At 63.4% G+C, this 16,773-nt stretch carries 20 protein-coding genes; 9 read left to right on the forward strand and 11 right to left on the reverse strand.

Going from position 1 to position 16,773, the window contains the following annotated elements; genetic code table 11:
- Window positions 1–56: 56 nt before the first annotated feature.
- Genes EOB36_RS23325 through mdh form a run of 3 tightly spaced genes read right to left on the reverse strand, consistent with a single transcriptional unit; the run spans window position 57 to window position 2,611 of the window.
- Window positions 57–428, reverse strand: a complete 372-nt coding sequence (locus tag EOB36_RS23325; protein WP_095484891.1) for a cupin domain-containing protein — start codon at window positions 426–428, stop codon at window positions 57–59.
- Window positions 429–432: 4 nt separating this feature from the next.
- A complete protein-coding gene (sucC, locus tag EOB36_RS23330) occupies window positions 433–1,626 on the reverse strand; it encodes an ADP-forming succinate--CoA ligase subunit beta (RefSeq protein WP_128285806.1) in 1,194 nt (397 codons plus the stop codon).
- 16 nt (window positions 1,627–1,642) lie between these two features.
- Window positions 1,643–2,611: a malate dehydrogenase gene (gene mdh, locus EOB36_RS23335; RefSeq protein WP_128285807.1), complete on the reverse strand. Its 969-nt coding sequence runs from the start codon at window positions 2,609–2,611 to the stop codon at window positions 1,643–1,645.
- A gap of 239 nt (window positions 2,612–2,850) precedes the next feature.
- Between mdh and EOB36_RS23340 the strand changes: the two genes are divergently transcribed.
- Entirely contained in the window at window positions 2,851–3,279 is a 429-nt protein-coding gene (locus EOB36_RS23340; protein ID WP_095484888.1) for a GNAT family N-acetyltransferase, read from the forward strand.
- Here the strand turns inward: EOB36_RS23340 and zapE are convergent.
- A complete protein-coding gene (zapE, locus tag EOB36_RS23345; protein ID WP_127206021.1) occupies window positions 3,276–4,478 on the reverse strand; it encodes a cell division protein ZapE in 1,203 nt (400 codons plus the stop codon). The genes EOB36_RS23340 and zapE overlap by 4 nt on opposite strands.
- Window positions 4,479–4,661: 183 nt before the next feature.
- Entirely contained in the window at window positions 4,662–5,213 is a 552-nt protein-coding gene (locus EOB36_RS23350) for an AprI/Inh family metalloprotease inhibitor (RefSeq protein ID WP_128285808.1), read from the reverse strand.
- A 265-nt stretch (window positions 5,214–5,478) separates the two neighbouring features.
- On the opposite strand from EOB36_RS23350, the gene EOB36_RS23355 reads away from it, so the two are divergent.
- The 7 genes from EOB36_RS23355 (at window position 5,479) to EOB36_RS23385 (ending at window position 12,193) form a co-directional block, all read left to right on the forward strand.
- The gene (locus tag EOB36_RS23355; RefSeq protein WP_164897592.1) at window positions 5,479–6,519 is read left to right on the forward strand and encodes an MBL fold metallo-hydrolase; all 1,041 of its coding nucleotides are present in this window, start codon (window positions 5,479–5,481) and stop codon (window positions 6,517–6,519) included.
- 120 nt (window positions 6,520–6,639) lie between these two features.
- The gene (locus EOB36_RS23360; protein WP_095484884.1) at window positions 6,640–6,801 is read left to right on the forward strand and encodes a DUF1328 family protein; all 162 of its coding nucleotides are present in this window, start codon (window positions 6,640–6,642) and stop codon (window positions 6,799–6,801) included.
- Window positions 6,802–6,923: 122 nt separating this feature from the next.
- Window positions 6,924–7,808, forward strand: coding sequence for a diaminopimelate epimerase (dapF, locus tag EOB36_RS23365; protein ID WP_128285810.1), 885 nt, complete (start codon window positions 6,924–6,926; stop codon window positions 7,806–7,808).
- Window positions 7,808–9,109: a tRNA (N(6)-L-threonylcarbamoyladenosine(37)-C(2))-methylthiotransferase MtaB gene (gene mtaB / locus EOB36_RS23370; RefSeq protein WP_128285811.1), complete on the forward strand. Its 1,302-nt coding sequence runs from the start codon at window positions 7,808–7,810 to the stop codon at window positions 9,107–9,109. Before dapF ends, mtaB begins: the two co-directional genes overlap by 1 nt.
- Before the next feature lie 11 nt (window positions 9,110–9,120).
- Window positions 9,121–10,821: a signal recognition particle-docking protein FtsY gene (gene ftsY, locus EOB36_RS23375; RefSeq protein WP_128285812.1), complete on the forward strand. Its 1,701-nt coding sequence runs from the start codon at window positions 9,121–9,123 to the stop codon at window positions 10,819–10,821.
- A 61-nt stretch (window positions 10,822–10,882) separates the two neighbouring features.
- Window positions 10,883–11,557, forward strand: coding sequence for a septation protein A (locus EOB36_RS23380; protein ID WP_128285813.1), 675 nt, complete (start codon window positions 10,883–10,885; stop codon window positions 11,555–11,557).
- 15 nt (window positions 11,558–11,572) lie between these two features.
- Window positions 11,573–12,193 (forward strand): pyridoxamine 5'-phosphate oxidase family protein, encoded by a 621-nt coding sequence (locus tag EOB36_RS23385; RefSeq protein WP_128285814.1) that lies wholly within the window; start codon window positions 11,573–11,575, stop codon window positions 12,191–12,193.
- 95 nt (window positions 12,194–12,288) lie between these two features.
- Here EOB36_RS23385 and EOB36_RS23390 read toward each other — a convergent pair whose 3' ends face one another.
- On the reverse strand, window positions 12,289–12,498 hold the full coding sequence (locus EOB36_RS23390) for a tautomerase family protein (protein WP_128285815.1): 210 nt from the start codon (window positions 12,496–12,498) through the stop codon (window positions 12,289–12,291).
- A gap of 34 nt (window positions 12,499–12,532) precedes the next feature.
- Entirely contained in the window at window positions 12,533–13,450 is a 918-nt protein-coding gene (locus EOB36_RS23395) for an SMP-30/gluconolactonase/LRE family protein (protein ID WP_128285816.1), read from the reverse strand.
- A gap of 308 nt (window positions 13,451–13,758) precedes the next feature.
- On the opposite strand from EOB36_RS23395, the gene EOB36_RS23400 reads away from it, so the two are divergent.
- The gene (locus EOB36_RS23400; protein WP_127314787.1) at window positions 13,759–13,926 is read left to right on the forward strand and encodes a hypothetical protein; all 168 of its coding nucleotides are present in this window, start codon (window positions 13,759–13,761) and stop codon (window positions 13,924–13,926) included.
- A 94-nt stretch (window positions 13,927–14,020) separates the two neighbouring features.
- On the opposite strand, the gene EOB36_RS23405 is transcribed toward EOB36_RS23400, so the two are convergent.
- From EOB36_RS23405 to ccmB, 4 genes are all read right to left on the reverse strand, one after another.
- Complete coding sequence (locus EOB36_RS23405) at window positions 14,021–15,064, reverse strand: DUF2332 family protein (RefSeq protein WP_128285817.1); 1,044 nt, start codon at window positions 15,062–15,064, stop codon at window positions 14,021–14,023.
- Window positions 15,065–15,079: 15 nt separating this feature from the next.
- The gene (locus tag EOB36_RS23410) at window positions 15,080–15,658 is read right to left on the reverse strand and encodes a DsbE family thiol:disulfide interchange protein (RefSeq protein WP_128285818.1); all 579 of its coding nucleotides are present in this window, start codon (window positions 15,656–15,658) and stop codon (window positions 15,080–15,082) included.
- Window positions 15,655–15,828: a heme exporter protein CcmD gene (gene ccmD, locus EOB36_RS23415; protein ID WP_128285819.1), complete on the reverse strand. Its 174-nt coding sequence runs from the start codon at window positions 15,826–15,828 to the stop codon at window positions 15,655–15,657. The genes EOB36_RS23410 and ccmD overlap by 4 nt, the downstream gene beginning before the upstream one ends.
- Window positions 15,829–15,964: 136 nt before the next feature.
- Window positions 15,965–16,630, reverse strand: coding sequence for a heme exporter protein CcmB (ccmB, locus tag EOB36_RS23420; RefSeq protein ID WP_128285820.1), 666 nt, complete (start codon window positions 16,628–16,630; stop codon window positions 15,965–15,967).
- Window positions 16,631–16,773: the final 143 nt, after the last annotated feature.

Raw genomic sequence — 16,773 nt, forward strand, 5'->3', positions numbered from 1 at the left:
TTTTTACAAACCGTTGATCGAGGAAGGCTGCGTGGTCATCGTCAGAGATGCCATGGTCAGAGCCGCTTGAGATCGGCGACGGTGAGGTCGCTCTTGGCGTTGCCGGTGTTGAGTGTCGTCGCCGGCTCGAACATCAGCACCACCGGCTCCTCGCTCAGCGAGCGCGGCCGGTGCTCAACGGACCGCGGCACGACGATGAACTCGCCGCTGCCAAGCTCCACCGTGCCGTCGCGGAAATCGATGGCGATGCGGCCGCGCAGCACCAGGAACGCTTCGTCCTCGTTGTCATGCGCATGCCAGTCGAAGACATCGCCGAACTTGGCGATCTTGACCTGGGCATCGTTGACGTCGCCGGCGATATGCGGATCGAAGACCTTTTTGATCTTCGCATCCGCCGCCTCGACCAGGTTTATCTTGTGCGGAGGCACCAGATCAGCCCTTCACCGCCGCCACGATTTTCTTCGCGGCATCGTCGAGGTCGTCGGCCGAGACGACATTGAGGCCACTGTCATTGATGATCTTCTTGCCTAGCTCGGCATTGGTGCCTTCGAGCCGCACCACCAGCGGCACTTGCAGCCCAACTTCCTTGACAGCGGCAATGACACCCTCGGCGATGATGTCGCACTTCATGATGCCGCCGAAGATGTTGATCAGGATGCCTTTGACCGCCGGATCCTTGGTGATGATCTTGAACGCCGCCGTCACCTTCTCCTTCGACGCGCCGCCGCCGACATCGAGAAAGTTGGCGGGTTCGGCGCCATAGAGCTTGATGATGTCCATCGTCGCCATGGCGAGGCCGGCACCGTTGACCATGCAGCCGATATTGCCGTCGAGCGCGACATAGGCGAGGTCGTATTTCGACGCCTCGATCTCCTTCTCGTCCTCTTCGGTGATGTCGCGCAGCTCCATCACGTCGGGATGGCGAAACAGCGCGTTGTTGTCGAACGACACTTTTGCGTCGAGCACGCGCAACCGGCCATTCTTCATGACGATCAGCGGATTGACCTCGAGCAGGCTCATGTCCTTCTCCAGAAAGGCCTTGTAGAGGATCGGGAACAGTGTCTCGCCGTCCTTGGCGGCGTCGCCGTCGAGCTTCAACGCGCTGTTGAGTTCTTTCAAATCGTCCGCCGTCACGCCCTTTTCCGGGTCGATGGCAACGGTGATGATCTTTTCCGGCGTGTCATGGGCGACCGCCTCGATATCCATGCCGCCCTCGGTCGAAACGACGAAGGCGATGCGGCCGACCGAGCGGTCGACCAACAGCGACAGATAGAGCTCGCGCTCGATGTCGGCGCCGTCCTCGATGTACAGGCGGTTGACCTGCTTGCCGGCCGGGCCGGTCTGCTTGGTGACCAGCGTGTGGCCGAGCATCTCGTTGGCATTGGCAACGACGTCGGCCACCGACTTCGCCAGCCTGACGCCGCCCTTGGCGTCGGGGCCGAGCTCCTTGAACTTGCCCTTGCCGCGGCCGCCGGCATGGATCTGGCTCTTCACCACATAGAGCGGGCCGGGCAGCGCCTTGGCGGCGGCTTCCGCCTCGCTTGCCTCGAACACCGGCACGCCTTCGGCCACCGGTGCGCCAAAGCCCTTCAGCAGCGCCTTGCCCTGATATTCATGGATGTTCATGCGCGTTGTCTCCGGTTCACTTGGCGGCGAGATGCGGAGCGATCTTGACGCAGGCCTCGCACAGGCCCTGCACCGCCGCCACCGAACTGTCGAACATCTTCTGCTCGGGCTTGCTGAGCTCGATCTCGATGATGCGCTCGACGCCGCCGGCGCCGATCACCACCGGCACGCCGACATAGGTGTTCTTGACACCATACTGGCCGGAGAGATGCGCAGCACAGGGCAGCACGCGCTTCTTGTCCTTGAGATAGGCTTCGGCCATGGCGATCGCCGAGGCGGCCGGTGCGTAGAAGGCCGAGCCGGTCTTGAGCAGGCCGACGATCTCGGCGCCGCCGTCGCGGGTGCGCTGCACGATCTGGTCGAGCTTTTCCTTCGAGGTCCAGCCCATCTTGATGAGGTCGGGCAGCGGGATGCCGGCGACCGTCGAATAGCGGATCATCGGCACCATGGAATCGCCATGGCCGCCGAGCACGAAGGCGGTGACATCCTCAACCGAGACCTTGAATTCGTCGGCCAGGAAATAGCGGAAGCGCGAGCTGTCCAGCACGCCGGCCATGCCGACGACATGGCTCTTCGGCAGTCCGGAAAACTTCTGCAGCGCCCAGACCATGGCGTCGAGCGGGTTGGTGATGCAGATGACGAAGGCCTTCGGCGCGTATTTCTTGAGACCCGCGCCAACCTGCTCCATGACCTTCAGGTTGATGCCCAGAAGGTCGTCGCGGCTCATGCCGGGCTTGCGCGGCACGCCGGCGGTGACGATGCAGACGTCGGCGCCCTCTATGCCGGCGTAATCGTTGACACCGGTCAGCCTGGAGTCGAACCCATCGACCGGCGATGACTGCGCGATATCCAGCCCCTTGCCTTGCGGGATGCCCTCGGCGATATCAAACAGCACAACGTCGCCGAGATCCTTGAGGCCGATCATATGGGCGAGCGTGCCGCCGATCATGCCCGAGCCGATGAGCGCTATCTTGTTGCGTGCCATGTCAGGATGTTTTCCCTTTAGACTGTGACGGCGCCCCAATCTTTAACGACTTGGGATGACGGCGTCGAGGAAGGAGGCCGGAATGCTGCGGGGAAGCCGCGGGATTTCGCCGCACCCAATAGCCTCGGTACAAAATAAATTCAAACGATTATTTCGGAGTGAATAATTTCAATCGGTTAGAAACAATGGGAATTACGTAAGCGTCAAAAGAATTAAGCCGACTTTGGGATATTTACACAATGAAGATGGAAATAAGAAGGCTGCTTCCCGGCGATGACGCCCTTGTGATGCGGGTCGCCGAAGACGTGTTCGACGAGCCGGTGAGGCCTGATCGCCTTGCCGCCTACCTCGCCTCACCAGGACATTTCATGATTGTGGCGCTCGCCGACGGCGTGGTCGTCGGCCAGTGCGCTGCCGTCATCCACCGCCATCCGGACAAGGTGAGCGAACTCTACATCGACGAAGTCGGCGTGGCGCCGGCCTTCCAGCGCCAGGGCACAGCGACAAGAATGCTCGACGCCATGTTTGCGCTCGGCCGCGAGCATGGCTGCGAGGAGGCCTGGGTCGGCACCGAGCCGGACAATGTTGCCGCTCGCGCACTGTATGAGGCGCGAAGGGAGCCGCATGGCGAGGCGGAAGGCTTTGTCATGTATGTTTATCGACTCTAGGCCTGAGCCTGCTGCGCTTCAGGCGGCGCCATCCGCGCACTCTGCCGTTTCGCCCAGTCTTCCAGCCATTCGTGGCTCTGCATCTCGATCAGCCGCGACGCCGTGCGCTCGAATTCGAAGACCTCGATGCCGCGCTTCGCCGCATAAAGTTCAGCCGGCGCCGCCGCCGCGCTGACAACCAGCCGCACATGATGATCGTAGAGCGTGTCGATCAGCAGGATGAAGCGCTTGGCCTCGTTGCGGCTGCCTTCGCCGAGCACCGGCACATGATCGATGAAGATGGTCGAGAAGCGGCTGGCAATCGCCAGGAAATCGCGGGCGCCGTGCGGTTTCTCGCAGAGATCGGCAAAAGAAAACCGCGCCGCATCGCCGGCAGCACGCGGCACCACGATCTGCCTGCCCTTTACCGTCAGCGCCGCCGCCTCCGTCGGCCTGCCATGCGTCATCACCTCCCAGGCCTCGTCGAGGACAGCATCGGCGGCGGCATCGGCGGGGGTGACATAGACCGGCAGGCGGCTGAGCTTGTCCAGCCGATAATCCTTGTCGGCGTCTAGCGCCAGCACCTGCGCATTCCGCTCCAGGGTGCCGATGAAGGGTAGGAAAAGCTTGCGGTTCAAACCGTCGCGGTAGAGATCCTCCGGCGCGACATTGGACGTGGCGACCAGCACGACGCCGTTGGCAAACAGCGCCGAGAACAGTCGGGACAGGATCATCGCATCGGCGATGTCGGTGACGGAAAACTCGTCGAAGCACAGCACCCAGGCTTCCTCGGCCAGCGAGCGGGCCACCGGCGCGATCGGGTCGTCTTCCCTGACGGTGCCATTCTTGCGCTCCAGCCGATGCTTCTGGATGCGGTCCTGCACATCGGCCATGAAGTCGTTGAAGTGCACACGGCGCTTGCGCCTGACCGGCACCAGCTCGAAGAACATGTCCATCAGCATGGTCTTGCCGCGGCCGACGCCGCCATGGATGTAGAGGCCCTTGACGGCCTCGCGCGTCTCGCGCTTGCGCGCGAACAGCCAGCCCAGCGCGCTCGACTTGTGCGCCAGCCGCTTTGCCGAAATCTCGTCGATCAGCCGGTCGAGTGCCGCGACGATCCGCTCCTGTGCCGGATCGCGGTCGATCAGGCCCGTATCGACCAAATGGTCGTAGCGCTGCCGGACGGTCGCATGGGTCTGAAGGCCGTCACGCAGATGCATCGGTCACGTCGTTCTGAAGTATGATCCCGAAAAGTTGCAGACTTTTCGGACAAGATCATACGCAAAAAAAGACTTAGAGCAGGATGACCGACTCAATTTGAACTCATCCTGCTCTAGAGCAATCCCAGGAAAAGTGTGTAGCGGTTTTCCCTAGGAATTGCGTAAAAACAAATAGGAGGCGGGTCAGCCTCTTGTAAGCGAGATCGGCAGGCCGTTGGAAGTCTGGCCGTCGAATTTCTCTCCGCCCGAGGAATAGAGCCGTGCCAGCGTGCCGCCATTCTCATCATACAGCGTCAGCTGCTTGCCGGCGACGTTCCAGGATTTGATGCCGTTGATCGGCGCCGGGCAATGCAGCGGTCCGGCCCGGTAGCCGGCGCCGAATTTGGTCTGCGGCGTTGCCACCTGGCAGCTCTGGCCGGACACGCTGGCCTTCCACACGCCGGCGACGCTGCCTGCGGTAAGATCCGGGGCTCCGGCCGGTGCCGTTCCGTCCGGCGGCAACGAGGCGACCTGGGGGTTTAGCGTGCCTTGCGGCGCCGTCGGAAATTTCGACGGGTCGGCCGTGCCGGGCGACGCCGGCGGCGGCAGCTGATTTGCCGTCACCTTGCCGGAGGGCGCGGCTTGCAGCGGCGCCGGCTGCTCCTGGTCCATCGACGAGAACCGTGACGTTGAACAGCCGCTTGCAACGAGCGCGGCAAGCGATACGGCCAGCAGACCGGTTTTCGAAAAATCCATTTCAAACCTCCGTCGATCCGGCTGGGGCTGCCGTCCGCACAATGTCTTCCCCCACCAAGATGGAGAAGGTGGCAGAATTTCAACCCGATATGGTTAAAATACCATTTGCGGCAGCATCTGTTGCAATTTTACCACAAAATGCATGCCGCCTAAAAGCCTGTCCTTGGGGGTCTGACCCGACGGTGCGCAGCGGTTTGCCTGGACAGGCGTGCCCTTGGCATTCGGCCCCAGATGCTTGCGCAAGCCGGCTTTGGTCCTATCTCTGATGAAACCGAACCCTGCCGGAGGCGAAACCTTGGCTGCAAGAAAAAGAGCCGCCAATCGCTACTACAGCGGCCCGCCCAGCGATCATTTCGACGGCACCTTGTTCTTCAATCCCAACGGCAAGCTGCCTGCGCGTTTTTCCGATCTTTTGAAGTGGCAGCTGGGCGGCGAGCGCTCGAAATGGCCGGCGGCGAATCCGAGCCCGTTTCATCAGGCCACGCCGGCCGAGCGGATCGAAGGCCCCGGGCTGAGGCTGACCATGGTCGGCCATTCCACGCTGCTTATCCAGACAGCCGGCCTGAATATCCTCACCGACCCGGTCTGGTCGCGGCGCGTCTCGCCGCTCTCCTTTGCCGGGCCGAAACGGGTCAACCTGCCGGGCATCGCCTTTTCCAACCTGCCGCCGATCGACCTCGTATTGGTCAGCCACAACCACTACGACCATCTCGATCTCGCCACGCTGAAGCGGCTGAAGGCAAAGCACGACCCGCTGGTGCTGACGCCGCTCGGCAACGACGCCATCATCGAAGACGGCGTTCCGGGCATGCGGCTCTCCGCGCATGACTGGGGCGAGCGGGTCGACATCGGCGAGGATGTCACCGTCCATGTCGAGCCGGTGCACCACTGGTCGGCGCGCGGCACCCGCGACCGGCGGATGGCACTGTGGGCGGGTTTTGTGGTCGAGACGCCGGGCGGAAAGGTCTATTTCGCCGGCGACACCGGTTTCCACGAGGGCATCAACTATCGGCTGATGGCCGAAAGGCATAGCGGCTTCCGCCTCGCCATCCTGCCGATCGGCGCCTACGAGCCGCGCTGGTTCATGGCGCCACACCATCAGAACCCCGAGGAGGCGGTGCAAGGCCTGCTTCTTTGCAATGCCGCCTATGCTGCCGGCTGCCATTGGGGCACGTTCCGGCTCACCAACGAGCCGATCGACGAGCCGGCCAGAAAACTTGGCGAGGCCCTGGATGACCAGAGCGTCCCACGCGAACGCTTTCGCGCCTTGCGTCCCGGCGAGGTCTGGGACGTGCCCGCGGCCTAGGCAGGCGACCGGCTTCGCGGTGCAGGGAATTTCCAGGCAAATCCAAGGAATTGGAACCCAAGCCATCGCAGACGCGTTTGTAGGTGGTTTCCACAACCGTCGGCTGCGAGGTTTTTTCTCATGATCAAATGGATCATCATTCTTCTGATCATCGCGGCCGCGGCAAGCCTGCTCGGCATGCCGGCATTGGCCGGAGCTGCCGCCACCGGTGCCCGTATCCTCATCGGCATTGTGCTGATCATCTTCCTGCTGGTCATGCTCGGCGTCTTCGCGGTGACGTAGCGCATCGGCCCGAAAATCGATTTTTGGAAAGCACGATGCGCGGATTCAAAATGTCCGCGCACTGGTAATTTCGGCCGGTATCCGCCATATAGGCGCCAAACCGGCATGAGACCTTTCGATCCATGGCAAGCACTGCCCCCTTCGCCAAGATGAACGGCATCGGCAACGAGATCATCGTTGCCGACATGCGCGGTCGCGCCGATCGGGTGACGCCGGCTGCCGCCCTTGCGCTCAACGCCGATGCCGCGACGAAATTCGATCAGATCATGGCGATCCACGATGCCAGGACGCCGGGCACCGCCTTTTTCATCGACATATTGAATTCCGACGGAACCGGCGCGCAGGCCTGCGGCAACGGCATGCGCTGTGTGGTGCAAGCGCTTGCTGCCGAGACCGGCCAGAAGACATTCGCCTTCGAGACGGTCGCCGGCATCCTCAACGCCGAGGAACATGCCGACCGGCTGATCTCGGTCGACATGGGCAGACCGCGTTTCGGTTGGCAGGATATTCCGCTGGCCGAGGAATTCCGCGACACCCGCATGATCGAGCTGCAGATCGGCCCGATCGACGCGCCTGTGCTGCACTCGCCCTCGGTCGTGTCGATGGGCAATCCGCACGCCATTTTCTGGGTCGACCGCGACGTCTGGTCCTACGAGCTCGACCGCTTCGGTCCGCTGCTCGAAAACCACCCGATCTTCCCCGAACGCGCCAACATCACAATCGCGCAGGTGACCTCGCCCGAGACGATGGTCATCCGCACCTGGGAGCGCGGCGCCGGCCTGACCAAGGCCTGCGGCACGGCGGCTTGTGCCGCCGTCGTCGCTGCCGCCCGCACCAAGCGGACCGGACGCAGCGTCTCCTTGGTGACGCCCGGCGGCGGCTCCTTGCATGTCGAATGGCGCGGCGACGACCACGTCGTCCTCACCGGTGCCGCCGAATGGGAATTTTCCGGCAGCTTCGACCCGTCGACCGGCGTGTGGGCCCGCGACACCGAAAGCGCCGCCTGATGCCCGCTCTTCCCAAGAAGGGCATTGACGTCGTTACCTTCGGCTGCCGGCTGAACACCTACGAATCCGAGGTGATGCGGCGCGAGGCGGAAAGCGCCGGCCTTGGCGCGCTGGCAGGCGGCGCCATCATCTTCAACACCTGCGCCGTCACCGGCGAGGCGGTGCGCCAGGCAAAGCAGTCGATCCGCAAGGCCCGCCGCGAGAACCCGGCCGCCCGCATCATCGTCACCGGCTGCGCCGCGCAGACCGAGCCGCAGAATTTCGTCGCCATGGACGAGGTCGATCTCGTCTTCGGCAATGAGGAGAAGCTGAAGGCGAATTCGTATCGCGCGCTGCCGGATTTCGGCGTCAACGATACCGAGAAGGCTCGCGTCAACGATATCTTTTCGGTACGCGAGACGGCCGCCCACATGGTCGACGCCATCGAAGGCCGGGCGCGAGCCTTCGTCCAGGTGCAGAACGGCTGCGACCACCGCTGCACCTTCTGCATCATCCCCTATGGCCGCGGCAATTCGCGCTCGGTGCCGATGGGCGCCGTAGTCGAGCAGGTCAAGCGGCTGAGCGGCAATGGCTATGCCGAGATCGTGCTGACCGGCGTCGACATGACCAGCTTCGGCGCCGACCTGCCGGGCAGCCCGAAACTCGGCAAATTGGTCAAGACAATCCTCAAGCAGGTGCCTGACGTGAAACGCCTGCGCCTCTCCTCGATCGATTCGATCGAGGCCGACGACGATCTGCTCGACGCGATCGCCACCGAGCCCCGACTGATGCCACATCTGCATCTGTCGCTGCAGGCGGGCGACGACATGATCCTGAAACGGATGAAGCGCCGACACAACCGGGATCAGTCGATCCGTTTTTGCGAGGATTTGCGCAAATTGCGCCCCGGCATCGTCTTCGGCGCCGACATCATCGCCGGCTTCCCGACCGAGACGGACGCCATGTTCGAAAAATCGCTGGAGATCGTCGAGGAATGCGGGCTAACGCATCTCCACGTTTTTCCATTTTCACCGCGCGAAGGCACCCCCGCGGCGCGCATGCCGCAGCTTCGCCGCGAGGTGGTCAAGCAGCGTGCTGCACGGCTGCGCGCCGCCGGTGGCGCCGCCTATGTCAGTCACCTCGCCGCACTCGCCGGAACGCGCCAGTCGATCCTGGTCGAGCGCGACGGGCTCGGCCGCACCGAAGGGTTTACGCTCGCCGCGGTCTCCGCCGGCGCGCCGGGCGAAATCGTTGAGGCTGATATCGCCGGCCATGATGGTATCAGACTGATTGCGGCGCCGCTTGCCGCCAGCGTCGCCTGAGACGCAAAGACATGGCTGGTTTTTTCAAGAAGATATTTTCGTTCGGCAAGCAGGAAGTGGTCGAGGAGCGGATCGACGAGTCGGCACCTCTGCCGCCGATCAAATGGGATGCGCTGGAGGCGCTGAAACCGGCTTCTGAGCAGGCCGTTCCGGAATTTTTGAAACGGGAAGAGCGTCAGCCCGAAACAGAAGCTGCGCCTCCGCCGCCAGTCGAGGCGGAAGCACCGCTCGCGCCGCAGCCGGCGCCTGTTGAAGAGGCCGCGCCCGCTCCTGCACCAACCATTCCGCCCGGGCCAGACATCCAGCCGGAACCCGCTCCGATCGAGGAGCCGGAGGCGCCTGCCGAGGAGCCGGCGCCAGAGCCTGAAATCCAGCCGGTTCCGGTCGAGGAGCTGGAACCGGAGCCGGAAACGCCTGCTGAACAGGCAGCGCCCGAGGACATCCCGGCCGTTCCCGTCATCCCTGAGCCGGCTCCCGCACCAGAGCCTCAGCCACCAAAAGTCGCCCCATCCCAGCCTGAAAAACGGCCTGAGCCGGCGCCCGTCGACATGCCGGCGCCGCCCGCCGAGACCCCCTCAAAGGCGCCCGAGCCTGAGGCACCGCCGGCTGAAATTCCGCCCCCGATTCGCCAGCCTGCGCCGGTCGAGGCGAAGCCGGTCCTTGCGGAGATCGCACCAGAGCCGGAGGCCGTTCCGCAACCACCGTCGGAGCCAAAGCCAGCCCCCGGCAAGGTGACCGTAACCAAGAAGGTCGAGCAGAAAGCCCAGCCACAGAAGGCGCCGGAACCGGCACCGAAACGCTCGTGGTTCCAGCGTATGAAGGAGGGACTTGCCCGCTCTTCCCGGGAACTGTCCGGCAACATCGCCGGCGTCTTCACCAAGCGCAAGCTGGACGAGGACACGCTGCAGGATCTCGAGGACGTGCTGATCCGCGCCGATCTCGGCATGGAGACGGCCTTGCGCATCACCGATTCGCTGGCCGCCAGCCGCTATGGCAAGGACGTCTCCGAGACGGAGGTGCGCGCCATCATGGCGGCCGAGGTGGAGAAGGTGCTGGCCCACGTCGCCATGCCGCTGGAGCTTGACCTCAGCCATAAGCCGCATGTCATCCTTGTCGTCGGCGTCAATGGCACCGGCAAGACCACAACCATTGGCAAGCTGGCGGCAAAGCTGACCGATGGCGGCCTGTCGGTGATGCTCGCAGCCGGCGACACGTTCCGCGCCGCCGCGATTGAGCAGTTGAAGATCTGGGGCGAGCGCACCAAATCGCCGGTCATCGCCTCGAAGCTTGGCGCCGACGCCGCCGGCCTCGCTTACGACGCCTTCGAACAGGCCAAGCAAGCCGGCTCCGACGTGCTGATCATCGACACCGCCGGGCGGTTGCAGAACAAGACCGAGCTGATGGCGGAACTGGAAAAGATCGTCCGGGTGCTGGGCAAGCTAGATCCGGAGGCGCCGCACACCGTGCTGCAGACGGTCGACGCCACCACCGGCCAGAACGCACTCAACCAGGTCGAGATCTTCCGCAATGTCGCCGGCGTCAATGGCCTGGTGATGACCAAGCTGGACGGCACGGCACGCGGCGGTATTCTGGTGGCGATCGCGGCAAAGCACAAATTGCCGGTCTATTTCATCGGCGTCGGCGAACAGGTCGACGACCTCGAACCTTTCTCCGCAAGCGAGTTCGCCAAGGCGATCGCTGGAGTGGCCTAACAAGCATGATCCCAAAAAGTGCAGACTTTTTTTGACGGGATCATGCGTAAGAAGGAAGCCTATGAACCCGCCCATTCTCGAACGCGACCCGTCCGACCCGCAGAAACAGAAGAAGGAAGGCGTCAACCCGCTGCTCAAGCTGGTGCTGGAGCTCGGCCCGCTAATGGTGTTCTTCTTCGCCAACGCGCGCGGCGCATGGCTGTCGCAGAAATTTCCCGCCCTTGCCGAACTCGGCGGACCAATCTTCGTCGCCACCGGCCTGTTCATGGCGGCGACCGCGATCGCGCTGATCGCCTCCTGGCTGCTCACCCGTACCTTGCCGATCATGCCGATGGTGTCGGGCGTCGTCGTGTTCGTCTTCGGCGCGCTGACGCTCTATCTGCAGGACGACATCTTCATCAAGATGAAGCCGACCATCGTCAACATGCTGTTCGGCGGCGTCCTGCTCGGCGGCCTGTTCTTCGGCAAATCGCTGCTCGGCTACGTCTTCGATTCGGCCTTCAGCCTCGATGCCGAAGGCTGGAAGAAACTCACCTTCCGCTGGGGCCTGTTTTTCCTGTTCCTGGCCCTTGTCAATGAAGTGGTCTGGCGGAATTTTTCCACCGACGCATGGGTTACCTTCAAGGTTTGGGGCATCATGCCGATCACGCTTCTTTTCACCTTCAGCCAAATGCCGCTGATCATGCGCCATTCGCTTGAAGGCAAGCCCGGAAAAGAAGAGAAGGCAGGCAAGTAACAGTTGGGAGAGGGCATGGAATTCGTCACCACGCGCGAAGAGCTGAGAACGATCTACAAGACGCCTCGGCCGACCGACGGCTCTATCCGCAAGGAATTGAAGGCGCTGGATGGTCACAGCCGTTCTTTCATCGGCAAAAGCCCCTTCGTGCTGATCGGCTCCTCCGACGGCGCCGGCAATGCCGATGTGACGCCGAAGGGCGACAAGCCCGGCTTTGCCGTCATGCTCGACGAGAGGACCATCGCCATCCCCGACCGGCCCGGCAACAACCGTCTCGACACGCTTGAGAACATTCTTATCAACCCCTCGGTCGGGCTGCTCTTTCTCATTCCAGGCATGAACGAGACGCTGCGCGTCAACGGCGATGCTCGCATCACCGTCGATGCGGGCTTGCGCGAGCGGCTCGCGGTCGACGGCAAGGAACCGCAAAGCGTCGTCCTGGTGACGGTCAAGGCCGCCTACATGCACTGCGCCAAGGCTTTCATGCGCTCCGATTTGTGGAAGCCCGAAACCTGGCACGACCGCGCGACGCTGCCGACGCTCGGCCAGATCCTGCGCGACCAGTTGGCGCTCGCCGATTCGGCCGAGGCGACCGACCGCTGGCTGGATGACGAATACAAACACACCATGTGGTAGACTGTTTCGGACATGATCCGTCCGAAACACCTCTCGGCCTTCGACGCCTGCTGACCGGCCGCGCTGCAACCATCAAAGGTCGCGGCGAAACTCCTTCAACGTTTGCTGCGCATCGTCTCGACATCGGTCTCGCCAACGAACCAGTCCCGCGCAGCGACCTCCTCGAAAACCACCCAGACGTCGTTGCTGGTCAGGCCGGTGGCGCCGGTGATGGCCGCCGTCACCTGGGCGGCGATCGCGGCCTTCTTGCCGGCCGGGTCATCGGCAATCACCTCCTTGACCAGGCGGGTGTTCACGAATGGCATGGCTCCCTCCCCTGGGATATTGCTTGGCGGCCGCTCAAAATGTCTTTGCGCCGTTGACCATCAGCCGGACCATGTAGAGCGAGGTCGTGCCGGCGATATAGAGGCAGTTCAGCTTGTTGCCGCCGAACACGCAATTGGCGACGACTTCCGGCACCTTGATCCTGCCGATCAGCGTCCCGTCCGGATCGTAGCAATGGATGCCGTCGGCGGCACTGGTCCAGATCCTCCCTTGATCGTCGAGCCTGAAGCCATCGAACAGGCCGGCCGTGCAGTCGGCGAAGACTTTTTCGCCGGACACCTTCTTGCCACCCTTGTCGACATTGAACACCCGCATATGCGCCGGATTCTGCGCGCCGTGCGTGCGGCCGGTATCGACGACATAGAGCTTGCTTTCGTCGAGCGAGAAGGCAAGCCCGTTGGGCCTGACCATGTCGGTGATCACCGCGTCGATCTCACCGGTGCCGGGATCGGCCCGGTAGACATGGCAGGCGCCGATCTCGCTCTCGGCCTTGTCGCCCTCATAGTCCGTGTCGATGCCGTAGGTTGGGTCGGTGAACCAGATCGACCCGTCGGACCTGACCACTGCATCGTTGGGCGAGTTCAGCCGCTTGCCGCGCCATTTGTCGGCGATGGTGGTGATTGAGCCGTCATGCTCGGTGCGGCTGACCCGCCGGCCCGAATGCTCGCAAGTGACCAGCCGACCCTGCCGGTCAACGGTGTTGCCATTGGAATTACCCGACGGCTGCCGGAACACGCTGACGCTGCCGTCGGTCTCGTCGTAACGCAGCATGCGGTTGTTGGGGATGTCGGACCAGACCACATAACGGCCGGCCGCGAACCAGGCCGGCCCTTCCGCCCAGCGGCATCCGGTGAACAGCTTTTCCACCTGCGCATTGCTGTTGAACAGCCGGGCAAAACGTGGATCGAGAATCTCGTAGTCTTCGGCGGCCATGGTTTTCCTCCCAGTCATGCAAATCGGTGATGCCGGCGCGATCAAGCCAGCCGGCGATCAATATGGCAAGATCGCTGATATCAGTCTCACCCATCTTGAGGCATCGAGGCAAGCTGCGGCAGTGCCGCCCTTGCTCAGATGATAGGGTCCAAATGACGGGGTTTATGCGCCGTTCACCGGCTATGCGTCCAGCGCAATGGTGCATTGCAACATCTTCTTTTTGCAACGCACCATAACTATGTCATGCTCCATACAGATCAAGGGAGGAACAACCGGCCGCAACAATGCGGCGCAGAAGGAACCTTGCTATGATCCTCGACAGCCTCATGAGCCGCGCTCGCACCAGCATCGCCAAGCGCCGGCAATACAACCGCCTCGTCGCCGAAATCGACTCCTTTTCCAGCCGCGATCTGGCCGACATGCGCGCCGACCGCAGCGAAATGCTCTATCAGGTCCACAAGCAGATCTACGGCTGAGGCGAACGCATGATCCCGAACCGAAGGTCAGCGCAGCAAAAAGTTGCAGACTTTTCGGACGAGATCACGCGCAACCAGAACTGTTTGATCGGGCTTAGCCGATCCATTCGATCCAGCGGCCGTGATAATCGCAATGGGCCAAGCGGCGTGTCTCGCCGCCGGGCCATAGAGTGAGGCTGAGCACCGCCCAATTGTTTGTGGGATCGCGCGGCTCCATCCTCAGCCTTGCGATAGGCGTAGCGGCCGTGGCCTGTCTGCCCGCCTGCTCCAGCGCAGCGGTGATGGCATCCTTGGTCGCCCGCGGCAGGTACTGCCACATGATCGAATGGTAGAGCACGAAGGCGCCTCCCTGCTGCCGTGCGGCCAGTGCCTTCTCGACAAAATCCGCCGCGTCCGCTTTGACAAGCAGCGGTGGAAATTTTTCGGCAAGTGACAGCGCGGCGTCGAGCCGGGCCAGCCGCGCTGCCTGATCGGCCCAGACAAAAGACCGAAGCTGTAACCGCGCCGCTGCGTCGGCGACGTCCACCGGCGCGACGTCGCAGCCGGAGCGGTGGCGGACGCCGATCGCCCCATCAAGCGGAACAGCGCGGCCGCGCGTCTCCGGCGCCAACCGCACGGGGGAGGCCGGGTCGCCCCATTCGGCATCGCCATAGTTGTAGTGAAAGCTGTCGAACAGGAGATTGAGCCCGGCGCTGGCGCCGATCTCGCACAGATCCAGCGGCAGGCCGGTTTCCCGCGCGACCGTCAGAAATCCAGGCAGCAGCATCGCCGACCGACCGATTTCATTGGTCTGCGGCGCGCCGGCGAGGCCGGCGACGATCCGCTCGTCGGATCGCGCAATTGCCTCCGGCAGCACCGCCGCGATCTCGGATTCGCTTGTCTGGTTGGGCGGATAGATCAGTGCCAGTCGCTCACTAGCACGCGAGAGCACCAACGCATGCAGCGCGCCGCAGACCCGCAATGCGAGGGCGTCAGCGCGCGCGTCGCCCGGCCAGCCGAGCACCACCTGCCCGGTCTTGGTGTTTGCGTCGAGAACCTTGGCCAACGCACGGCATAAATTCGCGGTGAAGGGCGAGCCAAGCCCGTCGCAGGCTTTCGCCTGAGCCAGAAAATGATCGCGAATGTTCCGTTCGACCATCGCGTTTCCGCCGTCTCAGCCCGGCGCGGCCAGCGCCTTCTCGATCTCCGGCAAAAGCAGCGTCTGCGCCGAGCCCGGCGTCAGCGGGCCGACATGCTTGTAGGCGATCTTGCCGTCCTTGCCGATGACGAAGGTTTCCGGCACGCCGTAGACGCCCCAGTCGATCGCCGCGCGCCCCGCCGCGTCGACGCCGATCGCCTGGAACGGGTTGCCGAGATCGCCGAGGAACCGGCGGGCGTTTTCCGGCTGGTCCTTGTAGTTGAGCGCGGCGATGACGAAGCGCTTGTCCTGCGACAGCGCCAGCAGCACCGGATGTTCGTCACGGCATGGCCCGCACCAGGACGCGAAGACGTTGACCAGCGTGACCTTGCCGGCGAACTGCCTGGAATCGAGCCCCGGCAAATTCATGCCCTCCAGCGCCGGCAGATTGGTCTGCGGCGCCGGCAGGCCGATCAGCGCCGATGGCACTTCCGACGTATCACGACCGGACAGCAGCTGCGTCAGGAACAGCCCCGCCAGCCCGAGGAAAATCAGCAGCGGCAAAAGCACGATCAGGCGCCGCCCGCGCGCCGGCGTTTTGGCCTCGATGCTCATGGCTTCGTTGTCCCCGCCTTGTCGGAGCGCCGCCGCACGCCGGACGCTTCCAGCTCGGCGAGATCCCGCTTGCGTGCCCGTTGGTCGAGAAGGATCCAGCCGACCAGCCCGGCCAGAACCACGGCCGTGATGGCATAGGCGGCGGTCACATAGAGCGCATGCGCGCTCATATGGTTCGCTCCGCCGGCGCAAAGCCTTTCCGCCGGACCATTTCGCTTCGTTCGAACATGTCTTTCCTTAACCTTGCGCTATCGGCTTCGCAATCGACAGCAGCGCCGCAGCCTTGAGGTCAGGCGGCCGTCTAATTTAGTCCGCCCCATGACGCAGCGCCAGCGCCGCGGCAACCGGCCCCAGCACGGCAAGAAACAAGGTCAGCGCGGCGAGAATGAGGAAAGGCTGCAGGAACGGATCGGGGTCCGCCACCGCGCCATAGCTTGCCGAGACGCCAAAGATCAGCACGGGAATGGTTAGCGGCAGCACCAGCACCGAGATCAGCAGCCCGCCGCGGGGCAGCGCCACCGCCACCGCCGCGCCGGCAGCGCCGATGAAGGTGATCGCCGGCGTGCCGACCAAAAGGGTCAGCGCCGTGGCGCCGATGCCTACCGGCTCCATATTCATGAACAGGCCGAGCAAAGGTGCCGCGATGACCAGCGGCAGCACGCTTCCCGCCCAATGCGCCAGGCATTTCGTCAGCACGGTCAGCGCCAGCATGTGCTGGTCGTTGCCGAGCACCAGAAGGTCGAGCGAACCGTCTTCCCTGTCGGCCTGGAACAATCGGTCGAGGCCGAGCAGGCAAGCGAGCAAGGCGCCGATCCACAGGATTGCCGGGCCGATGCGGGCGAGCAGATTGAGGTCCGGTCCGACGCCGAAGGGGATCGTGGCGATCACCGCGAGAAAGAAGATCACGCCGGTCAGCGCCCCGCCGCCGGCCCGGATACTCAGGCGGATATCGCGCAGGAAGAGGGCTAGCATCGCGACTGATGCCTTCGCCCAGGCACCCCCCTCTGTCCTGCCGGACATCTCCCCCTCAAGGGGGGAGATTGGTTGTCACGTCGATCTTCGCCAATCTCAGTCGTTGAAAGAAGGGCGCAACGACGAAGCTGCCAATCTCCCCC

It is taken from the genome of Mesorhizobium sp. M6A.T.Cr.TU.017.01.1.1 (assembly GCF_004023115.1).
Lineage (GTDB): Bacteria > Pseudomonadota > Alphaproteobacteria > Rhizobiales > Rhizobiaceae > Mesorhizobium > Mesorhizobium mediterraneum.